Source organism: Achromobacter insuavis (assembly GCF_902859645.1).
GTDB lineage: Bacteria > Pseudomonadota > Gammaproteobacteria > Burkholderiales > Burkholderiaceae_B > Achromobacter > Achromobacter insuavis.
Map to the genome: position 1 here is coordinate 31,085 of NZ_CADIJR010000031.1, position 19,890 is coordinate 50,974.

Sequence of the window (19,890 nt, forward strand, 5' to 3'; positions counted from 1 at the left end):
CCATCAAGGGCCGGCGGTTTACTTCTTGTTCTTGGCCGGGTCGACCTTGATGTTGTTCATGACCTGCTTCACGCCCTCGACACCGCGGGCAACGGTGGCGGCGTGATCGGCTTCGGCGGCGGTGCCGACCGTACCGGTCAGCTTGGCCACGCCTTCGTTGGTTTCGACAGCGATGTCGAGCACGCTCAGCTGCTTGTCGGCCACGAAGGCGGCCTTGACCTTGGTGGTCACGGTCGCGTCGGACGCGTATTCGCCCACGGATTGCTTGGGCTTGCCGTCATCGGCGGCAAAGGCCATGGAAGTGAAGACGGCGCCCGTACCCAGTGCGGCGGCGGCGATCAGCTTGCGGATTTCCATAGTTGTGCTCCTTGTATATGGGGTTCAGCGCGTTCAGGATGCAACGGCTAAGCGAAGATTCTTGGGGTGCGATGTTCTTCTATTTCTTGCGGAATGCGCCGCCCAGAATGGACAGCAGCGCCAGTACCAGGAAGACGAAGAACAGGATCTTGGCGATGCCCGCGGCGCCGGCGGCAATGCCGCCGAAGCCCAGGACAGCCGCAATGATCGCAATGACGAAAAATACGACGGCGTAGTGCAACATGTCAGCTTCTCCTGGTGGCGTTGGAATCAGGGATTGCGGTCAAAGAAATCCCGGACTTCCTTCTGGGCCTGTTCCTTGGTCTTGCCGTAGCGCTCCTGGATCAGGCCAGCGAGGCGTTCGGCATTGCCTTCCGTACGGGTCAACTCGTCGTCGGTGAGTTCACCCCAGGCCGCTTTGGCCTTGCCGGACAGTTGCTTCCACTTGCCAGCGATGATGTCGTTGTTCATGGTGACCTCTCTTCGTTAGTGGCAAACGCAGCGGCTTATGGCCGATAAGCTCTGCATTCGCGGTTGAGTTGGGCACTGATCAGCTTGAGTTCAAGGTACAGGTCCGCCGCGAGCCCTGTCAAAGAACGCTGTGGGTAAATGTAACTGCCGGGGACGGGGCAAATCGCGCTTCCTTCGACGAGGGGTAGCGCAGGCGTACCAAGAGCGGGAGTTACATCTGAGCAACGTATTGAGCCCTTTTGAGCGGGGCTGGTAACGGGACCTACACGGGATTCCCCTGCAAAACGCAGCGAGGCGCGGCGCCGATGCGGCAGACATCCGGCGCTGGCTGCGGGGCCGTCGCGCCGGTATAGTCGGGACAGTTTCCTTACCCGGGTCGATGGCCCGGGGTCTGGCGGCATCACACAACGGAGAGGGCAGGCATGACGCAACGATTCCTCGGCACGATCCTGCTGGCGCTGGCCGCGATGGCGGCGCTGGGATGCACCCATGTGACGGATCGCTATCAGGCCGCGGCGCCCGCCGCGGCGTCGCACGGCTAGGGGCTGGCGATACGATCCCGCGTCTGGTCCGGACGGGGGGCGGCGGCCCGCCGTGGCGTGCTGACAGTTGCCGCCATGCAAAAGAAACGGGGCGCTTTCGCGCCCCGTTCGCATGCGATTCCCTGATCGGGATCAGCTTTCGCGGATGCGTTGGGCGATGTGTTCCAGCGCCTCTTCAACTTGGTCCACCAGGATCAGGCACAGGTCGCCCGCCTGCAGGCGCGCCAACGCCGTGTCGATCGCCAGGAACTCGCCGTGGATCTCTTCGATGTGGCGGGTGCGGCTGGCGTTGACCAGGCCTTGCTGCAGCAGCGCCAGCACTTCGCCATCTTCGCGGCCGCGCTGGCATTGGTCCTGGTACAGCAGCACGTCGTCGAAGGCGCCGCCGAGGATCTCGGTCTGCATGCGGATGTCTTCGTCGCGGCGGTCGCCGGCGCCGCTGATGACCACCGAGCGGCGCTTGGCGGGCATGGCGTCGACCGCGCGCACCAGCGCCAGGATCGCATCGGGATTGTGGCCGTAGTCGGCGATCACGGTGGCGCCGCGATAGTCGAACACGTTGAAGCGGCCGGGCGCGGTCTGGGCGTCGTTGATGAAGGTCGACAGGCCGCGGCGCACGATGCTCCAGTGCAGGTTCAGCGCCCAGGCCGCGGCGATGGAGGCCATGGCGTTCTCGACCTGGAACACGATGGTGCCGTTGCGCGTGAGCGGGATCTCGGCCAGCGGGAAGCGGGTTTCCTCGCTGCCCTGGGCCGCGACGATGGCGTCGCCATCGCGGTAGACCACGCGCAGGCCCTGGGCGCGGTGCGTCGCCATGACCGGGTGGTTGCGGTCCTCGGCGAAGTAGGTGATCGAGCCGGGGCAGCTGGAAGCCATCTCCGCCACGATGGGATCGGCGGCGTTGAGCACGGCGGTGCCGCTCGGATGCACGTGCTGCACGATCACGCGCTTGACCACGGCCAGGTCCTCGACGGTGCTGATGTAGCCCAGCCCGAGGTGATCGCCCATGCCGATGTTGGTGACGATGGCGACGTTGCAGCGGTCGAAGGCCAGGCCCTCGCGCAGGATGCCGCCGCGCGCGGTCTCGAACACGGCGGCGTCCACGTCCGGGTGCATCAGCACGCTGCGGGCGCTGCGCGGGCCGCTGCAGTCGCCGGTGTCGATGCGCAGGTTGTCGACGTAGACGCCGTCCGAGTTGGTCATGCCGACGCGGTTGCCGGCCACGCCCAGGATGTGGGCGGTCAGGCGCACCGTGGTGGTCTTGCCGTTGGTGCCGGCCACTGCCACCACCGGAATGCGGCCGTCGTCGCCGTCGGCGTACATGTTGGCGATGATGGCCTCGCCCACGGCGCGGCCCTTGCCGAACGAGGGATTCAGGTGCATGCGCAGGCCGGGCGCGGCGTTCACTTCGACCACGCCGCCGTTCTGCTCCTCGAGCGGGTAGTGCACGCTTTCGGCCACCACGTCGACGCCGCAGATGTCCAGGCCGATCATGCGGGCCGCGGACACCGCGCGCGCCGCCATCTCGGGGTGCACTTCATCGGTCACGTCGGTGGCCGAGCCGCCGGTGCTGAGGTTGGCGTTGTTGCGCAGGAAGATCAGGGTGCCGGGAGGCGGCACGGAATCGGCGTCGAAGCCCTGCTTTTTCAGCGTGGCCAGGGCGATGTCGTCGAAGCGGATCTTGGTCAGCGAGGTGGCGTGGCCGTCGCCGCGTAGCGGGTCGGCGTTGACCTGGTCGACCAGCTGGCGGATGGTCTGCACGCCGTCGCCGGTAACCTGCGGCGGATCGCGGCGCGAGGCGGCGACCAGCGTGCCGCCCACCACCAGCAGGCGGAAGTCGTGGCCCGGAATGTAGCGTTCGACGATGACCTCGGAGCTGATCTCCTCGGCCACTTCGAAGGCCTGGATCACACGTTCGCGCGTTTCGATGTTGACCGCGACGCCGCGGCCCTGGCTGCCGTCGCGCGGCTTGACCACGACCGGGCCGCCCAGCTCCTGGGCCGCGGCCCAGGCGTCTTCGGCGGTGGTGACCGAGCGGCCCAGCGGCACCGGCACCCCGGCGGCGTCCAGCAGCATCTTGGTCAGGTCCTTGTCCTGCGCGATCGATTCGGAGATGGCGCTGGTCAGGTCGGTTTCGGCGGCCTGGATGCGGCGTTGCTTGCTGCCCCAGCCGAACTGCACCATGCTGCCTTGCGTCAGGCGGCGGTAGGGAATGTTGCGGACGGTGGCGGCGTTGACGATGGAGCCGGTGCTGGGGCCGAGGCGCACGTCCTCGTCCAGTTCACGCAGGCGCTTGAGGGCGTCGGCCAGATCGAACGGGGTGTCGTCCAGCGCGGCCTGCACCAGCTGCTGCGCCAGGTCCATGGCGAGACGGCCGACTTCTTCCTCGCTGTATTCCACCACGACCTGGAACACGCCGGGTTCGGTGGTGGGGGAGGCGCGGCCGAACGTGACGGGGCAGCCGGCGTAAGCCTGCAGCGTCAGCGAGACGATCTGCAGCACGTGCGCGATCGAGACCGCGCCCTGGTGGCCTTCGGGGCGCAGCAGGCCGGTCTGCGGCAGGCGCGCGCGCAGGCGGGCTTCGAAGTCGGGCAGGTTGTCGATCGAGCATTCGGCGTCGGCGCACGACACGATGGCCTCGATCGCCGTGTTCTTGCTCCACAGGTTGGGGCCGCGCAGCGCTCGGATACGGGAAACTTCCATGGCAGGTATTCCTGTCTAGCTTGCGCGCGCCGCGGCGGGTCGCCGCGGCGCGCGCGATGATGTCAGTGTTGCTGGATCCAGCGGCGGACGAGATCGATGGTGGGGCCGGAGAAGGCCTCGTCGGATTGCAGCAGGACGAAGTCGCCCGCCGCGATGCCGGCGAGCTGGCTCTCGATGGCCTTGCCATGGTCCGGTTCGTCCAGGATCTGCTTGACGCGGCTGCCTTGCTCCAGGCCCTGGCGCAGCAGCGCGCGCGCCTGGCCGGCGGGGCGCTTGCTGGTGACGGTGGTGTCGTCGTACAGCACCACGCGGTCGAAAGCGTCGCCCAGCAGCTTGCCCTGTTCGATCAGGTCGGCGTCGCGGCGGTCGGCGCCGGCCGAATACACGGCGGCGCGGGTGGTCGACGGGAACTGGTCGATGGCGGTGATCAGCGGACGCAGCGCGGAGGCGTTGTGGACGTCGTCCACCACCACGGTGCTGCCGTTGCGTTCGAACAGCGTGAACTGCCAGGGCGCATCGGCCTGGTCGATGTCGAAGGTCTCGATGCCGGCGCGGATCAGTTCGACCGGAATGTCGAGCGCCCAGGCGGCGCCAACGGCGGCCAATACGTTCTCGACCTGGAAGGCGACGCGGCCGCCGTGCGTGAGCGGAATCGCGGCGACGTCGGCCAGGCGTTCCTCGCGCGCGCCCTGCGCCAGCACGATGGCGCCGTCGCGCACGAAGACCGCGCGGCCGTCCTGTTGCAGGTGGGCGGTGATGGCGGGCAGGGCGGGGTCGATGCCGAAGAAGATCACGGCGCCGTCGGACAGCTCGGCCATTTCCACCACGCGCGGATCGCGCGCGTTGAGCACGGCGGCGCCGGTCGGCAGAACGACGTCGACCTGGGTGCGGAACACATTGAACATGCGCTCCGTCTCGTTGATGTCGAAGTCGCCGAGATGGTCGGCGTCGTCGATGTTGGTGACCACGCCGACCTGGCAGCGGTCGTAGGCCAGGCCCTGGCCCAGGATCACGCCGCTGTCGTTCTCGATGACGGCGGCATCGACGTTGCGGTTCATCAGCACGCGGGTGCCGGATGCGAAATCGGCGCGGTCGCCCTTCTGCACCAGGCGGCGGTCGAGGTACAGGCCCTCGCTGCAGGCCAGGCCGGTGCGCTTGCCCGACAGGTGCAAGAGGCGCGCGACCAGGCGCGCGACCACGGTCTTGCCGTTGGTGCCGGTGACGCCGACGATGGGAATGCGGCCGGCGTCGCCTTCGGGGAACAGATGATCGACGATGGCGTGGCCGACCGGACGCGGGGTGCCGTCGGCCGGCTTCAGGTGCATCAGCAGGCCGGGGCCGGCGTTGACTTCGACGATGGCGCCGCGCTGCTCATCGAGCGGGCGCGAGATGTCCTCGGCCACCAGGTCGACGCCGGCGATGTCCAGGCCGACCACGCGGGCGGCCAGGGTGACGGTGGCGGCGACGCTCGGGTGCACGCGGTCGGTGACGTCGAAGGCGACGTTGCCGCTGCGCTGCACCAGCACGCGCTGGCCCTCGGCCGGCACGCTGTCTTCCGTCAGGCCCTGGCGGGCGATCTCCAGGCGCGCGGCCGAATCCAGGCGCACCGGATTGAGCGGATGGTTTTCGGTGCGGCCGCGGCGCGGGTCGGTGTTGATCTGGTTGTCGATCAGTTCGGTGAGGGTGGACTTGCCGTCGCCCGTGACCCAGGCCGGCTCGCCGGCGGCCGCGGCCACCATGCGGTCGCCCACCACCAGCAAGCGGTGCTCGTTGCCCAGCACGAAGCGTTCGACGATGACGCCGCTGCCTTCGTCGACGGCGACGCGGTAGGCGGAAATGACTTCTTCGCGCGTGGTCAGGTTGGTGAACACGCCGCGGCCGTGGTTGCCGTCATACGGCTTGACCACCACCGGCAGGCCGATGTCCTCGGCGGCCGACCAGGCGTCGTCCTCGCTGTCGACCAGGCGGCCCTCGGGCACGGGCACGCCGCAGGTCGAGAGCAGTTCCTTGGTCAGGTCCTTGTCGCGCGAAATGCCTTCGGCGATGGCGCTGGTGCGGTCGGTCTCGGCCGTCCAGATGCGGCGCTGGCGCGAGCCGTAGCCGAACTGCACCAGGTTGCCTTCGAACAGGCGGATGTAGGGGATGTCGCGGTCGTCGGCGGCATCCACGATGCAGGCGGTGCTGGGACCCAGGCAGTGCTTGTCGACCAGCCGGCGCAGGCGCGCCACGGCGGCGTCGACGTCGAAGGGGCGGTCCTCGATGGCGGCCATGACCAGGTCGCGGCCTTCGTTCAAGGCGGTGCGGGTGACCTGTTCCTGCCAGGCGCGCACGACGACTTTATAGACGCCGCGGGTGGAGGTTTCACGGGCTTTGCCGAAGCCGCCGCGCAGGCCGGCCAGGTTCTGCAGCTCAAGGGTGACATGCTCGAGGATGTGGCCGGGCCAGGTGCCTTCCTTGACGCGGGACAGGAAGCCGCCCCGCACGCCCGGGCTGCAGCGATGCTCGATCAGGGTCGGCAGCCAGGCGGTCAGGCGCTCGTAGAAGCCGGGGATCGTGTTGGAGGGATAGTCCTCCAGTTCGCCGATATCCACCCACGCCTCAAGTACCGGACGGTACGTCCAAATGTTCGGGCCGCGCAAAGCCACGACATCGAGAAATTCAATGTCTTTCTTTTTCATGTTTTAATTTACTTGAGAAGCAGGTTGGCACGCGCGGACGCCCCTATGCAAGACCGCGAATTTATTGGGGTTGCGCCTTAAGAATAATGCCAACGAGTGGGGGATCCCAGATATTCCTAATTAGAAAAATCGGCTGATACTATACGACGCCTTCAAAGGCGTGAACTCGTTGTGTTGTAAGGAAGGGACACGTTGCCAGCCTGGGGTTGGCATGCCGTCGCCGCCTTGTAGGGCAGAGTCCTGGCCCGGTATGCGTTCTAATGAAAAAACCACACCTGCTTTCCGGCCTAGCCGAAGCCTTTCCTGCCCGCTGGCGGGATGAAATCCGCGCAGAACTGGCGCAGGATGAGACCCTGCTGGCCTGGGTTGAAATAGACCTGGATCAGCGGCTGAAGTTCCAGCCCGGCCTGGTCGCCGTCACCGATCACCGCCTGATCGCCCGCAATGCGGCCGATACCGGCTGGGAATCCTGGGCTTACGGTCCCCAACTGTCCCTGAATCTTTCCGACCACGCCGGCGCCGCCGTGCTGGAGTTGCACGACGATACCGCGCGGCTGGGTATCTGGCGCTTCACGCTGGCCTGCAATCCGGCCGCGCTGCGGCTGCTGGGCCAGTTCGAGGCGCAGCAGGCGATCCGCCTGTCCGGCCAGCCGGAAGCCGAGGCGGGCGAACGCCAGTGCACCATCTGCAACAACGCCATTCCGGCCGGCCAGGATGAATGCCCGGTCTGTAACCAGGAACAGGCGGCGCCGTCGACCACCTGGGCGCTGCTGCGCCTGTGGCGCTTCGCGCGGCCGTATCGCGGCCCCTTGCTGGCCGGCTTTCTGCTGACCCTGCTGGGCACCGCGGCGACCCTGGTGCCGCCGTACCTGACCATGCCGCTGATGGACGACGTGCTGATTCCGTTCCAGAACGGCGCGCCCATCGACTACAGCAAGGTCCGCCTGTACCTGGGCGGGCTGCTCGGCTCCGCCATCCTGGCGTGGGGCCTGGGCTGGGCGCGGACCTACATCCTGGCCTGGGTCAGCGAGCGCATCGGCGCCGACCTGCGCACCACTACCTATGAGCACCTGCAGCAGCTGTCGCTGGAGTATTTCGGCGGCAAGCGCACCGGCGACCTGATTTCCCGCATCGGCAGCGAGACCGACCGCATCTGCGTGTTCCTGTCGCTGCACCTGCTGGACTTCGCCAATGACATCCTGATGATCACCATGACCGCGGTGATCCTGGTGTCGATCAATCCCTGGCTGGCGCTGGTCACGCTGGTGCCGCTGCCGTTCATTATCTGGATGATCCACGCGGTGCGCGACCGGCTGCGCCATGGCTTCGAGAAGGTCGACCGCATCTGGTCGGAGATCACCAACGTGCTGGCCGACACCATTCCCGGCATCCGCGTGGTCAAGGCCTTCGCCCAGGAAAAGCGCGAAGTGGCGCGTTTCCGCGAGGCCAACAACCGCAACCTGGAAGTGAACGACCGGGTCAACACCACCTGGTCGCTGTTCTCGCCCACGGTCACGCTGCTGACCGAGATCGGGCTGCTGGTGGTGTGGATCTTCGGCATCTGGCAGGTCTCGCAGAAGCAGATCACGGTCGGTGTGCTGGCGGCGTTCCTGGCCTACATCGGGCGCTTCTATACGCGGCTGGATTCGATGAGCCGCATCGTGTCGGTGACGCAGAAGGCGGCCGCCGGCGCCAAGCGCTTCTTCGACATCCTGGACCACGTCTCCAGCGTGCCCGAGCCGCAGAACCCGGCCAAGCTGCCGCAGATCAACGGCCGCATCGAATTGCGCGACGTCGGCTTCCGCTACGGCAACCGCCAGGTCATCCGTGGCCTGGACCTGAGCATCGCCCCTGGCGAGATGATCGGCCTGGTGGGCCACAGCGGCTCGGGCAAGAGCACCCTGATCAACCTGATCTGCCGCTTCTACGACGTGTCGGAAGGCGCGATCCTGGTGGACGGCGCCGACATCCGCTCGGTGCGGGTGGCCGACTACCGCCGCAACATCGGGCTGGTGCTGCAGGAGCCCTTCCTGTTCTTCGGCACCATCGCCGAGAACATCGCCTACGGCAAGCCGGACGCCACCCGCGACGAGATCGTGGCCGCGGCCCGCGCCGCCCATGCGCATGAATTCATCCTGCGCCTGCCGCATGGCTACGATTCGCTGGTGGGCGAACGCGGCCAGGCGCTGTCCGGCGGCGAGCGCCAGCGCATCTCGATCGCGCGCGCGCTGCTGATCGACCCGCGCATCCTGATCCTGGACGAAGCCACCTCGTCGGTCGACACCACCACCGAGAAGGAAATCCAGAAGGCGCTCGACAACCTGGTGCGCGGCCGCACCACCATCGCCATCGCCCACCGCCTGAGCACCTTGCGCAAGGCCGACCGGCTGGTGGTGCTGGACCGCGGCCAGATCGTGGAGCAGGGCCCGCACGAAGAACTGATGGCGCGTGAAGGCGCCTACTACCGGCTGTACCAGGCGCAGGCGCGCCAGAACGAGGCGGACGCGCAGTCCTCCGGCAGCGAAGACATGGCCGCCGTGGCCTGAGCGAGATAACCGTCATGACGCTTCCCGTTTTCCAGCTGCGACGCAATGCGTTCGGGCGTTTGGTGTTCCAGGGTGCCGACGGTGTCGCGCACGAAGGCGTGATCCCGGTGCGGGCCTTTCCGATCAGCGAGGCCGATCGCGGGCTGTCGCTGGTGACCAGCGAAGGCCGCGAGCTGCTGTGGATCGAACGGCTGGCCGAGGTGCCCGCCGCCGAACGCGCGCTGATCGAAGAGGAACTGGCCGGGCGCGAATTCATGCCCGAGATCCGCAAGCTGGCCAGCGTGTCCACCTTCGCTACCCCCAGCATCTGGAAGGTGGAGACCGATCGGGGCGCCACCAGTTTCACGCTGCGCGGCGAAGAGGACATCCGCCGCCTGAGCCCGCAGACGCTGCTGATCGCCGACAGCCACGGCATCTTCTACCTGGTGCGCGACATCCTGTCGCTCGACAAGCACAGCCGCAAGTTGCTGGACCGTTTCCTCTGACCGGTCAGTCCGGGGCCGCGCGCTTGAACGGCGTGTGCGCCTCGAGCTCGCCCAGGTAGTCATCCACCGCGGCGGTTTCCTCATCGAGAAAATGCTGGATCGCGGCCGCGAAGCGCGGGTCGGCGACCCAGTGCGCCGACCAGGTGGGCGTGGGCAGCAGCCCGCGCGCCATTTTGTGTTCCCCTTGCGCGCCGCCCTCGAACCGCGCCATGCCATGGGCGATGCAGTAGGCGATGGCCTGCAGGTAGCAGGTCTCGAAGTGCAGCCCCGGCACATATTCCGTCGCGCCCCAATAGCGTCCGTACAGCGTGTCGCCGCCCGCCAGGTTGAGGGCCGCCGCCACCGGCTGGCCGTCGCGCTCGGCCAGGATCAGCACGAAGGCGTCGGGCTGGTCGCGGTAGGCGCGCAGGAAGAACTCGCGGCTCAGGTAGGGCGGATTGCCGTGGTTGAAATAGGTGTGGCAATAGCACTGATAGAAAAAATCGAGGTCGGCGGCGTCGATCTGCGCGCCGCGCAGCCAGCGGAACGCCAGCCCGGCCTGCGCCACCTTCTTGCGGTCCTGGCGGATCTTCTTGCGCTTGTCGTGGCTCATCGTCGCCAGGAAGGCGTCGAAGTCGGCGTAGCCTGGATTGGTCCAATGGAACTGCACGCTTTCGCGCACCATGAAACCAGCCTCGCGCAGCGCTCGCAGGTCTGCCGTGGCCGGAAACAGCAGATGCAGCGACGACACCTGGATCTCTTCGGCAAAGGCGACCAGCCCGCGCACCAGCGTGTCGCGGTCTTCATCGCTGGCGGCCAGCAGGCGCGGGCCCGAGACCGGGGTGAACGGCACCGCCGCCAGCAGCTTGGGGTAGTAGCGCAGGCCGTGGCGTTCGAAGGCGTCGGCCCAGGCGTAGTCGAACACGTACTCGCCGCGTGAATGCGATTTCAGGTAGAGCGGCACCGCCCCGGCCAGATCGTCGCCGCGCCACAGCATCAGGTAATGCGGCGACCAGCCGGTGCGCGGCGCGGCGCAGCCGGTGTCGTGCAGCGCGTGCAGGAAGGCGTGCCGCAGGAACGGCTGGTCGCCGGCCAGCGCATCCCATTGGCGGGCGTCGATGCGCGACAGGTCGGTTTCGATGGTCAGGCGGAGCGGCGAATCCATGGACGAATGATAAAGTCTTCGCTGGCGCATGACGCGCGGCGCGGGATGACCGCGCATGGTTATTGTCTTGCGGGCGGCGTCGTTCCGCCCCGCACCGGAAATCCTCATGGACAGCAATTCGATCCTTCCCGCGGACGGGAACGGTCCGGACCAATCCGGCACGCCCTGTCTGCGCGCCCAGGCCCTGCGCGCGCTGGCCGCCACCGGCTGGGCCGACAAGCTGGCGCGGGTGCGCGCCATTGGCGACGACGCCCCGCTGGATGGCGCGCGGCGTTACGCGGCGCCAGGCGGATTGCCGGGGCGCCCCGCCGCGCCCGTGCTGGTGGCGCCGGCCGAGGTGCCGCAGCGTTCCATGGCGACCCAGGAAGGCCGCGCGGCGCTGCTGCACGCGCTGGCGCATATCGAATTCAACGCGGTGAACCTGGCGCTGGACATCCTCTGGCGCTTCGCCGGCATGCCGGACGCGTTCTACCGCGACTGGTTGCGCGTGGCGCGCGAAGAGGCCGCGCATTTCGATCTGCTCAATCGGCGGCTGGCCGAGCTGGGCCATGCCTATGGCGACTTTCCCGGCCACAACGGCCTGTGGGACATGGCCGAACGCACATGCGACGACCTGTTGGCGCGGCTGGCGCTGGTGCCGCGCACTCTGGAGGCGCGCGGCCTGGATGCGTCGCCGTTGATCCGCAACAAGCTGGCCGGCGCCGGCGACGCGCAGAGCGCGGCCATCGTCGACATCATCCTGCGCGACGAGATCGGCCACGTGGCGATCGGCAACTACTGGTACAAGCGGTTGTGCGCCGAGCAGGGCAGGGAGCCGGTCGCCTGCTACGCCGAGCTGGCCAGCCGCTACAACGCGCCGCGGCTGCGCGGCCCCTTCAACATGGAAGCGCGCCGCGCGGCGGGTTTCGACGAGGCCGAACTGGCCGCCTTGCTCGACAAACGCGCCGTCACGGGCGAAGCCGAAGACAGCCAGCGCCGCCCCGATGGCGGCGCGGCCAACGCATCCGCAGGAGCGCTTTCTCGATGACCTTTCGCCACGCCGTTCCCCTGGCCGCCATGCTGGCGTTGTCCGCGCCCGCCGCGCACGCCGCCGACGCCTTCGCCGGTTGTCTGGCCGGATTGCGCGCCCCCGCCGCCAAGGCGGGCGTGTCGGGCGCCACGTTCGACCGGCATACCGCCAGCCTGTCGCCCGACATGGCGGTGATCGGCCTGCTGGATGCGCAGCCCGAATTCAAGACGCCGATCTGGGACTACATGGCGGCGCTGGTCGACGACGAGCGCGTCGCCGACGGCAAGGCGGGCATCGAGCGCTGGCGCGCCGAACTGGACCGCGCCGCCGCGCGCTACGGCGTGGACCCGGCCACCATCGCGGCCGTGTGGGGCGTGGAGAGCAATTATGGCCGCACGCTGGGCGGGCGGCCGCTGCTGACCTCGCTGTCGACGCTGTCCTGCTTCGGGCGCCGCCAGGCGTATTTCCGCGGCGAGTTCTTCGCCGCGCTCAAGATCGTGCAGGACGAGCGCATCGACCCCGACAAGCTCAAGGGTTCCTGGGCGGGGGCGTTCGGCCAGACCCAGTTCATGCCGTCGACCTATCTGCGGTTGGCGGTCGATTTCGACGGCGATGGCCGCCGCGACCTCATCGACAGCGTGCCCGACGCGCTCGCCTCCACCGCCAACTTCCTCAAGCGCGCCGGCTGGAACAGCGGCCTGGACTGGGGCTACGAGGTGATCCTGCCGGCGGGCGCGAACACCGCCGGCGCGGGACGCAAGAACAAGCGTCCGCTGTCCTTCTGGCGCGGCCAGGGGTTGACCCGCGCCGACGGCAAGCCGTTGCCCGCGGGCGATACGCCTGTCGGCCTGCTGCTGCCGGCCGGTCCCAAGGGGCCGGCGTTCCTGGTGACGCGTAATTTCGATGCGCTGTATTCCTACAACGCCGCCGAAAGCTATGCGCTGGCGATTGCGCACCTGTCCGACCGCCTGCGCGGCGGCGGCCCGCTGGCGCAGGCCTGGCCGACCGACGATCCGGGGCTGTCGCGCGCCGAGCGGCGCGAATTGCAGCGGCTGCTGATTGCCCGCGGCTATGAGCTGGGCGAACCCGATGGCATGATCGGCGAGCGCACCCGTGAAGCCCTGCGCGCAGCGCAGCGCGAACTCGGCCTGCCCGCCGACGGCCGCGCCGGCCAGAAGGCGTTGAAAGCCCTCAAGGCCTCCCAGGCTCCCCTGGCCTCGCCAGCCCCGCGCGGCGCGGGCTGAAGGCCGGAACGACAAGCTTTGCAAAGATCGCCGGTTGCCGACCTTTGGATGAGCACATCGGCGCCGTCACGGGCCTATACTGGATTTCCGATTTTCCTGGAGTACGGCGATGAGTCTATTGGATACCTTGGCCTCGATGGCCGGCGGCGGCCAGCAAGGAGGCTCCGCCTCGCTGCTGCCCGCCCTGATTGAACAACTGGGCAAATACCCGGGCGGCCTGTCCGGCCTGATCGCCAGCTTCCAGCAGGGCGGCCTGGGCGAGATCGTCGCGTCGTGGATCGGCAAGGGCCAGAACCTGCCGGTCAGCGCCGACCAGCTCGGCCAGGTGCTGGACCCCGGCGTGGTTAACGAACTGGCCGCCAAGACCGGCCAGGACACCGGCTCGGTGCTGGGCTCGCTGTCTTCGCTGCTGCCGCAGCTGATCGACAAGGCCACCCCGGAAGGCACGGTGCAGCCCGGCCAGTCGTTCAACCCCACCGACCTGCTGGCCTCGCTGTCGGGCCTGTTCGGCAATCGCGGCTGAATCCGGCCAAGGGGTCTCCCCCCTGACGCGCCCGCGGCTTCAATCCCTCGCCCGCCGCCGCCTGCCGGCGGCCGGGCCGCCGCGGGTCTTCTATCGCTTGACCTTATAGTCACTTCAGGCTTTCTCATACGGCCATGGCACCCCCGCCACGGTGCCGCCCCCCATCACCCGGAGCGTCGCGCCATGGATTCGCCGAAAAGACTGCTGGAAAGCCACCCCATCCGCGCCCGCGTCGCGATCATTTCGCGGGGACGGGCATGAGCGGCGGCCATGAGCACGCCGACGTGCGGGCGCTGCCCGAATCCCGCCTGTGGATCGCGTTCGGGCTGACCAGCACCTTCATGGTGGTGGAGATCGTCGGGGGCCTGTGGACCGGCAGTCTGGCGTTGATCTCCGACGCCATGCACATGATGACCGACGCTATCGCGCTGCTGCTGGCGCTGATCGCGATCCGCGCGGGCCGCAAGGCCGCCGACCTGATGCGCACTTACGGTTATGCGCGCTTCGAGATCCTGGCGGCCGCGGTCAACGCGCTGGTGCTGCTGGGCGTGGCGTTCTACATCCTGTACGAAGCCTGGCGCCGTCTCGAGGCGCCGCCGGATATCCAGTCCGCCGGCATGCTGGCCGTGGCCATCGCCGGGCTGGTGATCAATCTGGTGTCGATGCGGCTGCTGGCCGGTTCCAAGGACGACAGCCTGAACGTGAAAGGCGCCTATCTCGAAGTCTGGGCCGACATGCTGGGTTCGGTCGCCGTCATCGCGGGGGCCGTGATCATCTGGCTGACCGGCTGGCGCTGGGTCGATTCGGCGTTGGCCGTGGCCATCGGATTCATGGTGTTCCCGCGCACCTGGGTGCTGCTGCGCGAATGCATCAACCTGCTGCTCGAAGGCGTGCCGCCCGGCATGAGCCTGAGCGCGGTGCGCGACGCCATCGCCGGCACTGACGGCGTCGCCAGCGTGCATGACATCCACCTGTGGGCGATCACGCAGAAGCAGCCGCTCCTGACCGGCCACGTGGTGCTGGCCGCGGGCGCCGACGGCGAGACCGTCCGGCTGGAGATCGAGCGACGCCTGCAGGACGGCTTCGACCTGCATCACACGACGCTGCAGGTGGAGCGTTCGGATCGTTCCGGGCAGGAGCATATCCACTGAGCGCGGTGTGACGATAGCGGCGGGCCGTGGGCCATAGGCGTTATCGGTTAGCGCTCGAATCAGTCTGATAAGCGCACCCGCGTTGTCCCCGGACCTCAGGCGAGCATGCTATGAAATGACATCGCTTTCGGAGGATGCGGCTGTGGGGCGTGATGCGGATGTCGCGATTGTTGTTCTATGGACGGTGTCCTTCTTGGCGCTTGCGGTGGCCCTGGCGTTTCAGTGGCTCGTCAACAAGCTGGTCGGCCGGCCCTGGCTCAACGCCGGGAGCATCCTCGCCTACGCAGTCGGCGCATTGCTGGTTGGCTGCGTCGCTGCCAACGTCATCGCGGCGATGCGTGGCAAAGAGAGCTTCGCCACGTGTTGTGGCCAAAGCCTCACCACCCTGATTGCCTTGTTGCCCAGCATTGTGGTCGGCCATCTCTGCGCCAGGGAATTCCGTCAATACAAGGCCCTGCGCAAGCGACTTGCGCAAGACTGACGCCGGCGCCGGCTCTTCGCATCAAAGACCTGTGCCCGTCCCGCCCTGTGACGGATGCAAAGCACCCGTGACCGTAAAGAGCGGGTAGCGCCCACGGCAAAAAAAATGGCCGACCCGTAAAGGTCGGCCATTTGGCGCTATGGCGGAAATTTGGTGGAGCCGGGGGGAATTGAACCCCCGTCCGCAAGCCCTCCGCAACCAGTTCTACATGCGTAGTCGATTTATTTGGTTTTAACCCTGGACTTAGCCAACCGACAGGCCGGACCAGAGCGATTCACGTAATTTAAATCCGAGCCGTGTGACCCCAGCGCGAACCGATTCCTTGTGAATGTCGCTGCTGCGGTTCGAGGGTTGCCCCCCTAGGAAGTTGCCTTCCTCCGCCTGACCCAAGGACAGATCAGTGCAGCGGCTCACCGCTTAAGCGGCGAGAGCGAAACGCTCGTCGTTGGCGTTTGTAGTGTTCCAGTGGTTTAACGAGCGTACTGGTGCTCGGCATGCCCTGAGTTGTTTCGCGACCCACGTCGAATCCGGATCGGCCCCAAGAACTTTCTATTGTACTGGTAAACGCGATAGTCCGCTGCGTTTCCGCGCCCGCCCGCCCGGGCGTGGCGCGGATGCCGCAATGTGAGCTCAGGCGTTGGCGCAGGCCGCCTTGCCGGCGGGGCGTGCGCGCGAGGCCGCCATCAGCACGAACGCCAGCGCGACGGACACCGCCACGATCACCGCAGCGGCCCAGCCCAGCGACGCCAGGCCGTACTGGTCGATGACGCGGCCGCCGACCACCGCGCCCAGGCCGATGCCGATGTTGGCGCCCGAAATGTTGAGCGAAGCGGCGAAGGCGGGGGCCTCGGGCGCCGATTTCATCAGGCGCACGTGGCAGACGATGAATAGCGCCGCCTGGGCGATGCCCCAGATCGTCAGCGCCACGGCCAGCAGGCCGTGCGACTGCATCACCGGCGCGACGAACGCCAGGCCGACCGCCATCAGCGACGAGAACAGCGCGGTGGCGCCCAGCGGGCTGCGGTCGACCATGCGGCCGCCCAGGGTGTTGCCGATCAGGCCGACGGCGCCGAACGCCATCATGGTCCAGCCAACGATCTGGCCATTGAAACCGGCCAGGCGTTCCAGCATGTCCGCCAGGTAGGTGTAGGCGGTGAACATGCCGGTGAACACCAGCAGCGACAGCAGCACGTGGCCCACCACGATGGGGTTGCGCAGGATGCGCAGCTGCGTCACCAACTTGACGCTTTCGGCGCGGATGCGGGTGCTGGGGAAGGCCAGCAGCAGCAACAGGGCCTTGGCGAACGCCACCACCGACAGCACGCCGAAGGCCGCGCGCCAGCCGAAGGCGTCCGAGATCAGCACGCCGATGGGGATGCCGAATACCGTGGCGGCGACGATGCCGAACGCCACCATCGAGATGGCGCGGCCGGCGCGGGCCGGGCCCACCAGTTCCACCGCGGTGGCGCTGGCCAGCGACCAGAACACCGGCAATGCCAGAGCCGGCACGAAGCGGGCGACCGCCATGACCCAGATGTTCGGCGCCGCCGCCGCCAGGGCGTTGGACAGGCCGAACAGCACCAGCACGCTGATGAACAGGCGCTTGCGCTCGATGTTGGCCATCAGCGCGGTCAGCAGGGGACCGGTGGCGGCCACGGTGAAGGCGAATAGCGACACCAGCAGGCCGGCCTGGGAAACCGTGACGTCGAGGTCGCGGGCCAGGCTGGGCAGCAGGCCGACGATCAGGAATTCGGTGGTCAGGATGGTGAAACCAGCGGCCGAAAGTAGCAGGATGGGCAAAAGCATGGGCAATTCCAGGTACGCGCGAAGCCGGGAGGCAATGCGCGGTGGGCGGATGAATGGTCTAAAAGGTCTAGGTTGCGCGCCGGGGAGACGTCGGCGCGCGGGCGCATGAGGGCGGCAAGCCATCGATGCGTAACGAGAGTCGCCGTGCGGGCATCGCCGCGCGGCGCCCGGCATGAGCCGGGAAAGGCAATCGGGAGGCACCCGGATTGCCTTGCATGAAACGTACTTTAATTCACCGGCGCCTAGGGATAAACCCTTTTTCACCGGATAAATTGTTCGGTCAGATCAACTAATCCGACCGAACCCTTGTCATCCCGGACCGTGCGCCGTCGGCAGGGCGGCGATGCGGGTCGCGGGAGATCGGCGCCGATGACGGCGTATCAAAGCAGATCGCGCGGCAGCAGCGGCTCGATCGCTGTCCACAGTTCGGCCGGCGTGTTGGCGCAGGTTTCGGCTTCCCAGGTGCTGATGTTGTCTTCTTCGCCGACATAGCCATAGGCGGCGGCAACCGCCGGCATGCCGGCCGCGTGCGCGGCCTGGATGTCGCGCAGGTCGTCGCCGACGTAGACGCAGCGGTCGGTGGCGAAGCCGGCCTCGCGCGCGGCGTGCTGCAGCGGCAGCGGGTGCGGCTTGGCGTGGGCGGTGGTGTCGCCGCAGACCAGCACGGCGCTGTCGCGGGTCAGGTTCAGGTGCTCGACGATCGGCAGCGTCAGGTAGGTGACCTTGTTGGTCACGATGCCCCAGGACAGGCCGCGCTGGCGGATGTCGGCCAGCAGCGCCTCGATGCCGGGGAACAGCTTGCTGTGGACGGTGGAGCTGGCGGCGTAGTCTTCCAGGAATTGCAGGCGGGTCGGCTCGTATTCGTCGTCGCCTGGCTTCAGGCCGAGCGCGACGCGCAGCAGGCCGCGCGCGCCCTGCGAGGCGACCGGACGCAGCGTCTCGTAGGGCAGGGTTTCCAGCCCGCGGCGGGTGCGTTGCTGGTTGGCGGCAGCGGCCAGGTCGGGGGCGGTGTCGGCCAGCGTGCCGTCGAAGTCAAACAGGATCAGGGCGCTCATTTGCGGGTAGCCATCAGGTAGTTGACCGAGGTGTCGGACGTCAGCGAGTAGATCTGGGTGATCGGGTTGTATTCCATGCCGCGCATGCCGACCGGCTCCAGGCCGGCGCCGCGCGCGGACGAGGCCAGTTCGCTCGGCTTGATGAACATGTCGTAGGTGTGGGTGCCGCGCGGCAGCAGGCGCAGCACGTATTCGGCGCCGATGATGGCGAACAGGAACGCCTTGGGATTGCGGTTCAGGGTCGAGAAGAACACCCAGCCGCCCGGCTTGGTCAGCGCCGCGCAGGCGCGCACGATGGAGGCGGGGTCCGGCACGTGCTCCAGCATTTCCATGCAGGTCACCACGTCGTACTGGCCGGGCTGCTCGGCCGCCAGCTGTTCCACCGGCACCTTGCGGTATTCGACCTTCACGCCCGATTCCAGCCCATGCAGCTTGGCGATCTTGAGCGATTTGTCGGCCAGGTCGATGCCGGTGACGTCGGCGCCGGCGCGGGCCATGGCTTCCGACAGGATGCCGCCGCCGCAGCCGACGTCCAGCACCTTCTTGCCGGCCAGGCTGCCCACGCTTTCCTGGATCCATTCCAGGCGCAGGGGGTTGATGGCGTGCAGGGGCTTGAATTCGCTTTCGGGGTCCCACCAGCGGCTGGCCAACGCACCGAACTTGTCCAGTTCGGCCTGGTCGGCGTTGACGGTGGCTTGGGCGGAATCGTGGGTTTGGGTGCTCATGGGCGGTCCAGCATAAGACGGCTCTATATATAGAGAGTCGGCGGCGCCCGTGGGCGCCGGAGCGTTTGCACCGGATTGGTGCAAGCCGGGCGAAAAAAAGGGCCTCGCTATGCGAGGCCCTTTATTGTAGCTAGTCCGGCAATTACTTGCGGCTACCCACGATTTCGATTTCAACGCGACGGTTCTGGGCGCGGCCTTCCTTCGTCTTGTTGGAAGCGATCGGGTTCTTCTTACCCTTGCCTTCCGTGTAGATACGGTTCGGATCGATGCCCTTGCTGACCAGGTAGGCCTTGACCGAAGCGGCACGGCGCTCGGACAGCTTCTGGTTGTAGGCGTCCGTACCGATCGAGTCGGTGTGGCCGACGGCGATGATCGTTTCCAGCTCGATACCGCGAGCTTGCTGGGCGACTTGGTCCAGCAGCTGACGGCCTTCGGGCTTCAGGGTCGACTTGTCGAAGTCGAAGAACGTGTCAGCGTTGAACACGACCTTGGCCGCCATCGGGGCCGGCTTCGCCTTCTGTTGAGCAACCGGAACGCCGTCGCAGCCGGGGATGCCGGTGGCCGGGGTCCAGAACGCATCGCGCCAGCACAGTTCGTTCGTACCGTTTTTCCAAACGTTACCGAACGGATTGCGCCAGTTGTCCACCGTCTGGGGATAGGTCTGGGCCGAGGCTACACCCGAGGCCGTGACGGCGGCGAAGGCGAGCGCCAGAGCGAATTTGGAGGGTTTGTTCATGTTTCTCCTCGTTGAGCTTGAAGCTGGATAAGTGACTCGCAGCGAACCCCCGCCGCATATCAGGAAAACGGGGCCAGTATAGCAACGCCAAGAGCTGGTTCAAAGGAATAGCTACTGGGTTTCCTGCGTGCTGGAAACAATCTTAAGGCATTTGGGGGGCTTTGGCTTCCCTGGAGAGGCGCATTGGTGCTGGATATGACGTTTTCCGCGCTCCATCCGTTTGCCATGTTGGTT

Annotated in this window: 17 protein-coding genes and 1 other RNA gene; 7 read left to right on the plus strand and 11 right to left on the minus strand. The window is 67.2% G+C overall.

Annotated features, from left to right (window positions below; all coding sequences use genetic code 11):
* Positions 1-18: 18 nt before the first annotated feature.
* The 5 genes from H0523_RS16635 to cphA (H0523_RS16655) all read right to left on the minus strand — a co-directional run bounded on the left by H0523_RS16635 (position 19) and on the right by cphA (H0523_RS16655) (position 6,751).
* On the minus strand, positions 19-357 hold the full coding sequence (locus H0523_RS16635) for a BON domain-containing protein (RefSeq protein ID WP_054429506.1): 339 nt from the start codon (positions 355-357) through the stop codon (positions 19-21).
* A gap of 79 nt (positions 358-436) precedes the next feature.
* The gene (locus H0523_RS16640; RefSeq protein WP_006389411.1) at positions 437-601 is read right to left on the minus strand and encodes a DUF1328 domain-containing protein; all 165 of its coding nucleotides are present in this window, start codon (positions 599-601) and stop codon (positions 437-439) included.
* A gap of 26 nt (positions 602-627) precedes the next feature.
* Positions 628-828, minus strand: coding sequence for a CsbD family protein (locus H0523_RS16645; protein WP_006393596.1), 201 nt, complete (start codon positions 826-828; stop codon positions 628-630).
* 674 nt (positions 829-1,502) lie between these two features.
* Positions 1,503-4,073: a cyanophycin synthetase gene (gene cphA / locus H0523_RS16650; protein WP_054429505.1), complete on the minus strand. Its 2,571-nt coding sequence runs from the start codon at positions 4,071-4,073 to the stop codon at positions 1,503-1,505.
* Positions 4,074-4,135: 62 nt separating this feature from the next.
* Positions 4,136-6,751, minus strand: coding sequence for a cyanophycin synthetase (gene cphA / locus H0523_RS16655; RefSeq protein ID WP_054429504.1), 2,616 nt, complete (start codon positions 6,749-6,751; stop codon positions 4,136-4,138).
* Positions 6,752-7,011: 260 nt separating this feature from the next.
* Here cphA (H0523_RS16655) and H0523_RS16660 point away from each other — a divergent pair, with 260 nt between their 5' ends.
* Together H0523_RS16660 and H0523_RS16665 are read left to right on the plus strand one after the other, a co-directional pair.
* Positions 7,012-9,297, plus strand: a complete 2,286-nt coding sequence (locus H0523_RS16660; RefSeq protein WP_180180095.1) for a cyanophycin metabolism-associated ABC transporter — start codon at positions 7,012-7,014, stop codon at positions 9,295-9,297.
* A gap of 14 nt (positions 9,298-9,311) precedes the next feature.
* Positions 9,312-9,782 carry a cyanophycin metabolism-associated DUF1854 family protein gene (locus H0523_RS16665; RefSeq protein ID WP_054429502.1) on the plus strand — a complete coding sequence of 157 codons (471 nt, stop codon included), beginning with the start codon at positions 9,312-9,314 and terminating at the stop codon, positions 9,780-9,782.
* Positions 9,783-9,786: 4 nt separating this feature from the next.
* On the opposite strand, the gene H0523_RS16670 is transcribed toward H0523_RS16665, so the two are convergent.
* Complete coding sequence (locus H0523_RS16670; protein WP_054429501.1) at positions 9,787-10,926, minus strand: GNAT family N-acetyltransferase; 1,140 nt, start codon at positions 10,924-10,926, stop codon at positions 9,787-9,789.
* Positions 10,927-11,032: 106 nt separating this feature from the next.
* Between H0523_RS16670 and H0523_RS16675 the strand changes: the two genes are divergently transcribed.
* From H0523_RS16675 to H0523_RS16695, 5 genes are all read left to right on the plus strand, one after another.
* Positions 11,033-11,953, plus strand: coding sequence for a ferritin-like domain-containing protein (locus H0523_RS16675; RefSeq protein WP_054429500.1), 921 nt, complete (start codon positions 11,033-11,035; stop codon positions 11,951-11,953).
* Positions 11,950-13,179, plus strand: a complete 1,230-nt coding sequence (locus H0523_RS16680) for a lytic murein transglycosylase (protein WP_054429499.1) — start codon at positions 11,950-11,952, stop codon at positions 13,177-13,179. The genes H0523_RS16675 and H0523_RS16680 overlap by 4 nt, the downstream gene beginning before the upstream one ends.
* 109 nt (positions 13,180-13,288) lie before the next feature.
* Complete coding sequence (locus tag H0523_RS16685) at positions 13,289-13,702, plus strand: YidB family protein (protein ID WP_054429498.1); 414 nt, start codon at positions 13,289-13,291, stop codon at positions 13,700-13,702.
* 257 nt (positions 13,703-13,959) lie between these two features.
* The gene (locus tag H0523_RS16690; RefSeq protein ID WP_054429497.1) at positions 13,960-14,853 is read left to right on the plus strand and encodes a cation diffusion facilitator family transporter; all 894 of its coding nucleotides are present in this window, start codon (positions 13,960-13,962) and stop codon (positions 14,851-14,853) included.
* A 115-nt stretch (positions 14,854-14,968) separates the two neighbouring features.
* Positions 14,969-15,334 (plus strand): hypothetical protein, encoded by a 366-nt coding sequence (locus H0523_RS16695; RefSeq protein WP_054429496.1) that lies wholly within the window; start codon positions 14,969-14,971, stop codon positions 15,332-15,334.
* Positions 15,335-15,485: 151 nt separating this feature from the next.
* On the opposite strand, the gene ssrA is transcribed toward H0523_RS16695, so the two are convergent.
* The 5 genes from ssrA to ompA all read right to left on the minus strand — a co-directional run bounded on the left by ssrA (position 15,486) and on the right by ompA (position 19,656).
* Positions 15,486-15,874, minus strand: a transfer-messenger RNA (tmRNA) gene (gene ssrA, locus H0523_RS16700).
* A 90-nt stretch (positions 15,875-15,964) separates the two neighbouring features.
* On the minus strand, positions 15,965-17,140 hold the full coding sequence (locus H0523_RS16705) for an MFS transporter (protein ID WP_054429495.1): 1,176 nt from the start codon (positions 17,138-17,140) through the stop codon (positions 15,965-15,967).
* Between the two features lie 380 nt (positions 17,141-17,520).
* Positions 17,521-18,195 (minus strand): HAD-IA family hydrolase, encoded by a 675-nt coding sequence (locus H0523_RS16710; protein ID WP_054429494.1) that lies wholly within the window; start codon positions 18,193-18,195, stop codon positions 17,521-17,523.
* Positions 18,192-18,920, minus strand: coding sequence for a bifunctional 2-polyprenyl-6-hydroxyphenol methylase/3-demethylubiquinol 3-O-methyltransferase UbiG (gene ubiG, locus H0523_RS16715; protein WP_054429493.1), 729 nt, complete (start codon positions 18,918-18,920; stop codon positions 18,192-18,194). The genes H0523_RS16710 and ubiG overlap by 4 nt, the downstream gene beginning before the upstream one ends.
* A 142-nt stretch (positions 18,921-19,062) precedes the next feature.
* Positions 19,063-19,656: an outer membrane protein OmpA gene (gene ompA / locus H0523_RS16720; protein WP_054429492.1), complete on the minus strand. Its 594-nt coding sequence runs from the start codon at positions 19,654-19,656 to the stop codon at positions 19,063-19,065.
* Positions 19,657-19,890 lie beyond the last annotated feature (234 nt).